This window comes from Streptomyces sp. SID5785, from assembly GCF_009870065.1.
In the GTDB taxonomy this organism is placed as follows: domain Bacteria; phylum Actinomycetota; class Actinomycetes; order Streptomycetales; family Streptomycetaceae; genus Streptomyces.
In genome coordinates, this window is the sequence record NZ_WWIA01001089.1 from 1 (window position 1) to 4,584 (window position 4,584).

At 74.5% G+C, this 4,584-nt stretch carries 4 protein-coding genes and 1 riboswitch; of the genes, 1 reads left to right on the forward strand and 3 read right to left on the reverse strand.

Annotated elements, in window-relative coordinates; genetic code table 11:
- Positions 1–335 (reverse strand): glutathione peroxidase (locus GTW43_RS35090; protein ID WP_161306016.1); only part of this gene is annotated, 335 nt, incomplete at its 3' end.
- Positions 336–451: 116 nt separating this feature from the next.
- Positions 452–1,021, reverse strand: coding sequence for a CGNR zinc finger domain-containing protein (locus GTW43_RS35095; protein WP_343246212.1), 570 nt, complete (start codon positions 1,019–1,021; stop codon positions 452–454).
- A 58-nt stretch (positions 1,022–1,079) separates the two neighbouring features.
- Between GTW43_RS35095 and GTW43_RS35100 the strand changes: the two genes are divergently transcribed.
- Entirely contained in the window at positions 1,080–2,324 is a 1,245-nt protein-coding gene (locus tag GTW43_RS35100; protein WP_343246213.1) for an MFS transporter, read from the forward strand.
- Between the two features lie 129 nt (positions 2,325–2,453).
- Here GTW43_RS35100 and GTW43_RS35105 read toward each other — a convergent pair whose 3' ends face one another.
- Positions 2,454–4,109, reverse strand: a complete 1,656-nt coding sequence (locus tag GTW43_RS35105; RefSeq protein WP_161306019.1) for a TlrC/CarA/OleB/SrmB family ABC-F type ribosomal protection protein — start codon at positions 4,107–4,109, stop codon at positions 2,454–2,456.
- Between the two features lie 272 nt (positions 4,110–4,381).
- A riboswitch (cobalamin riboswitch) is annotated at positions 4,382–4,511 on the forward strand.
- Positions 4,512–4,584 lie beyond the last annotated feature (73 nt).

Below are 4,584 nucleotides of genomic sequence, written 5' to 3' on the forward strand. Positions count from 1 at the left end.
CCGGTCAGGCGGGCGTACAGGGGGTGCCGGCCGTCGCCGTTGACCTCGACCTTCTCGGTCATGGGGAAGGTCACGCCGTACGTGGCCGAGCAGAACTCCGCGATCTCGTCGGCGCTGCCGGGCTCCTGCCCCATGAACTGGTTGCAGGGCACGCCGAGGACGGTGAAACCGCGCTCCGCGTACCGCTCCTGGAGCTCCTCGAGCGCGCCGTACTGCGGCGTCAGGCCGCACTTGGAGGCGACGTTGACGATGAGGACGGCCTTGCCGAGGTACTGGGCGACATCTGCGGGGCCGCCCTGGAGGCGATCGATCTCTACTGCGTCGTAAACGGTCATGGCCGGAGCGTACGCCGGGCCTCTGCCCGTTTCGTCGGCGGAGTCGGCGGAGGCAGCGGAGTCGGGGGCGGCAGTGGAGTCAGTGAAGTCGGTGGCGGCACGGTGCGCGAGGCCGCTCAGTCGTCCGTACCGGTGCGCCGTGCGCGGAAGGCCGCCGCCTTCACGCGGTTCTGGCAGGCCGTCGAGCAGAAGTGGCGGCCCGCGTTGCGCGAGACGTCGACGTACACGCGGTCGCAGCGGGGGGCGGCGCAGACTCCCAGGCGGCCGGCGTAGTCGCCGCCGAGGGCCATGGCGAGGCCCGTGGCGCAGCCGGCGCTCCAGCCGACCGCGTAGGAGTCCTCGGAGCCGTGGAAGTGGACCTGCCAGGGCTCGCCGGGCGCCCGGTCGAGCTGGGGGCGGGCGCCGGTCTCGCGCAGCAGTGCGTTGAGCGCGGGCGCGGCGGTGTCGAGGTCGTCGTCGGCCACGGCCTCGAACACGGTGCGCAGGGCCCGGGCGGTGCGGGCGAGGTGGGCGGCCTCACCGGAGGTCAGGTCGGCGCCGGCGCCCAGCGCGGCGCGGACCGCCTCGACGCGCTCGACGCCCTCGGGAGCGGCGTAGGGGCGGCCGCGGGCCTCGCCGTCGGTCAGCGCGTTGACCAGCGCGACCGAGGCGTCGAGCAGCGCTCGCATGTGACTGTCGAACAGCACTTGACCAGTTACCTTTCGCTTGCGTACGGTCTCGTCACCGACATTACACACTTCACCAGTGACGGGAGTTCTCGTGCTGCGCCCGGAACCGCTGCCCCGCGCCGTCCGTCTGCTCCTGCTCGCGCGGGTCGTCAACCAGCTCGGGGCCTTCTCCCTCCCCTTCCTCACCGCGCTCATCTCCAGCGACTACGGGGCGGACCTGACCACTGCGGGGCTGGTCGCCGCCGCCTTCGGGCTCGCGACCATCCCGTCGCGCCTGGCCGGGGGAGGGCTGGCCGATCGGATCGGGCGGCGCGCCACCATCGTGCTCGGGCTCGTCGGGTGCGCCGTGGCGCAACTGGCGATCGCCGCCTCGTCGTCGCTCGCCTGGGCGGTCGCCGCCGCCGTCCTCCTCGGACTCGCCTTCGAGCTCTACGAGCCGCCGAGCCAGGCGATCATCGGCGAGTCGGTGCCGGAGCGCCAACGCGTGCGGACCTTCAGCCTGTTCAGCGCCGCGCTCGCGGCGGGCGGAACGGGTGCGGGGCTGCTCGCCGCGCTGCTCGGGCGGTGGGACCTGCGCTGGCTCTTCGTCGCCGACGCCGTGACCTGCCTGGGGTGCGCGCTCCTGGTCCACCTCGCGCTGCCCGGTGACCGGCCCGCAGCGCCGGGCGGCGGGGCGGAGCACGCGAGCGCCGTCGTCCGCCCGCTGCGAGACCGGGCCCTGCTGAGCCTTCTCGCCACCGGCACGGCTTACGCGCTGATCAACCAGCAGACCGTGCTGGCCCTGCCCCTCGCCCTGGCCCGGCAGGGGCGGCCCGCCGCCGACGCGGGGCTGCTGTTCACCGCCGCCGCGGCCACCACGATCCTGGCGCAGCCGCTGATCCGGCTGCGCCGGACCGCCCGGCTCGCCGCGCCGGTCGCGCTCGCTCTCGGCCACCTCCTGCTGGCGGCGGGCCTGGCCGGGTACGCCCTGGCGCACTCGCTCCCGGCCCTGCTCGCCTCGGCGGCCGTGTGGAGTCTCGGCGACCTCCTGATCATGGGCCGGGTGTACGCCCTGGTCACGAGCCTCGCTCCGCGCGGCGGTACCGGCCGCTACCTCGCCGTGTTCGGGACGGGATGGGGTGTCGCCGCGACCCTGGCCCCGCTGCTGGCGACCCGCGTCCTGGCCGCGGCGGGACCCGCCGTGCTGTGGACCGTCATGGCCCTCCTGTGCCTGCTGCTCGCCGCGCTCCACCTCCGCGTGACGCCGCGTCACGGGGTGCGGACCGACGAGCCGGTCGCCGGTGCGGCACCGACCGGGTCCCCGGTTCCGGAGCGCTCCTAGCCGCGGCCCGGAGCCGGAGCACGTAGCCGCGGCCCGGAGCCGGAGCACCTGGCCGCGGCCCGGAGCCTGAGCACGTAGCCGCGGCCCGGAGCCTGAGCTTCCGACCGCGGCCCGGAATCGCGGGCGCCGTCACCCGTCCGTGACGGGCCTCCCGTTCGCCAGCACGAGACGCCGGCCCGCGAACCGTTCGCGCAGGCGCCGGTCGTGCGTGACGATCACCAGCGCACCCTCGTAGGACGTGAGGGCCTCCTCCAGCTCCTCGACCAGCGCGGGCGCGAGATGGTTCGTCGGCTCGTCCAGGAGCAGCAGGTCGACCGGGCGGGTGACCAGCCGGGCCAGTTCGATCCGGCGCCGCTGCCCGTAGGACAGTTCACCGATCCGCAGCCGCAGATCGGACGGCCGGAACAGGCCGAGGGAGAGCAGCTGGGCGCGCTGTTCCTCCAGCACCCCCGGCCGGTCGTGGGTGAAGGCGCGCAGCACGCTGAAGCCCGCGGGCCACGGCGTGTGCCGCTGGCGCAGGATGCCCACCCGGCCGGGTACCCGGACCGTCCCGCGCTCCGGCCGCACCTCCCCGGCCAGAACCCCGAGCAGGGTCGACTTGCCCGCGCCGTTGGGCCCCGTGACCAGCAGGCGTTCGCCGGATCGGAGCACGAGCCGGGGCAGGTCGAGACGGTCCCCGACACGGACGTCCGTCAGGGCGGCCGCGGGCGGCGCCCCGGACTCCGGCGCCGGACCCGCCGCCGGAGCGGGTGCGCCGTCCGGCGGCGTCGCGGTGAGCGCCGTCGCGCTGAACACCAGCGGTGCGGGCGGCGGTTGCACGGGGCGCGCGGTCAGCCGGGCGACCCGCTCCTTCGCGTTACGGATGCGGACCGTCGCCCCGTGGCCGCGGGACCGGGCGCGGAACGCGCCGTGTCCGAACTGCGCCTGGGGCGCCTTGCGCGGGATCGCGCCGAGACGCACCGCGTTCGACTCCGCCAGCCGCCGGCTGCGGGCGAGCTCGTCGCGCCACTGCTCGTACTCCTCGAGGCGGCGGCTGCGTTCGGCGGCCTTCGCCCTGCGGTATCCGTCGTATCCGTCGCCGTAGCGGGTGACGCCCCCTTCGGCCACCTCCAGAATCGTGTCGGTCAGGTTCTCCAGGAACACGCGGTCATGGGTGACCGCGACGACGGTGCCCCGGTGGTCGCGCAGGTGCGCCTCCAGCCAGCGGACGGCCCGGTCGTCCAGATCGTTGGTCGGCTCGTCGAGCAGCAGCAGTTCAGGACCGGCCGCGAGCGTCGCGGCGAGCGCGAGCCGAGACTGCTCCCCGCCGGAGAGCGTGCCGAGGGCGCGGCCGCGCTCCAGTCCGGGCAGGCCGAGGCCGTGCAGGGCGATCTCGACGCGCGCCTCGGCCCGGTAGCCGTCGCGCGCCTCGTACCGGGCGAGGCGGCCCTCGTACGCGGCGAGAACCGCGTCGAGGGCGCCCCCTTCGGCCGTCTGGAGCAGAAGCTCGTCGCTGCGCAACTGGCGCTCCAGAGCGCGGAGTTCGGCGAGCGCCAGGTCGATGGCGTCCTGGACGGTCGCACCGGCCGGCAGGTCGAGGGCCTGCGCGAGCAGTCCGGTGCCGCCGGGGGCGGTCACCGTCACGTCGCCGTCGTCCGGGCGGATCGTGCCGGACAGCAGCCCCAACAGGGTGGATTTCCCCGAGCCGTTGTCACCGATCACGCCGACCTTCTCGCCGGGGCGGACGGAGAAGGTGACGCGGTCGAGGACCGGCCTCTCGTCGTAACGCTTGGTCAGGTCGTGCACGGAGAGCTGGGTGTCGCCGGTACCGGCAGCGGCGCGGGTACGGGTGGGACGGGCGGAGTCGGCGGTATGGGTGCGCAAGGGACAAGCCCCCTCGGGGTGGTGACGAACAGGTCGCGGTGCGCCTACGGCGGAGCGTCGCTCTACGCGGTGGCGCGGGCTGTCATCACAGAGTTCCCATGAGCAGGACGGTACACGGGGGACGGCGTCTTGGCAAGACGGTTCGTCTCGTCTTGTTGTGGGGCGGTCGATGTCCCGGATCCGGCCTTGCGGCCGCGTGAGAGGATGACCGGCGTTCTGGGCGACGACGGACAGAGGAAGCCGGTGTGAATCCGGCGCGGTCCCGCCACTGTGATCGGCCGTGCGCCGAGAGCCAGGAGACTCACGCCGTCGCCACCTCCACGGATTCCGGGGCGGATCTCCCCGGTGAGAGGCAGTGTGCACGATGACGGGACGACTGACCGGCTGGACGGTGGCA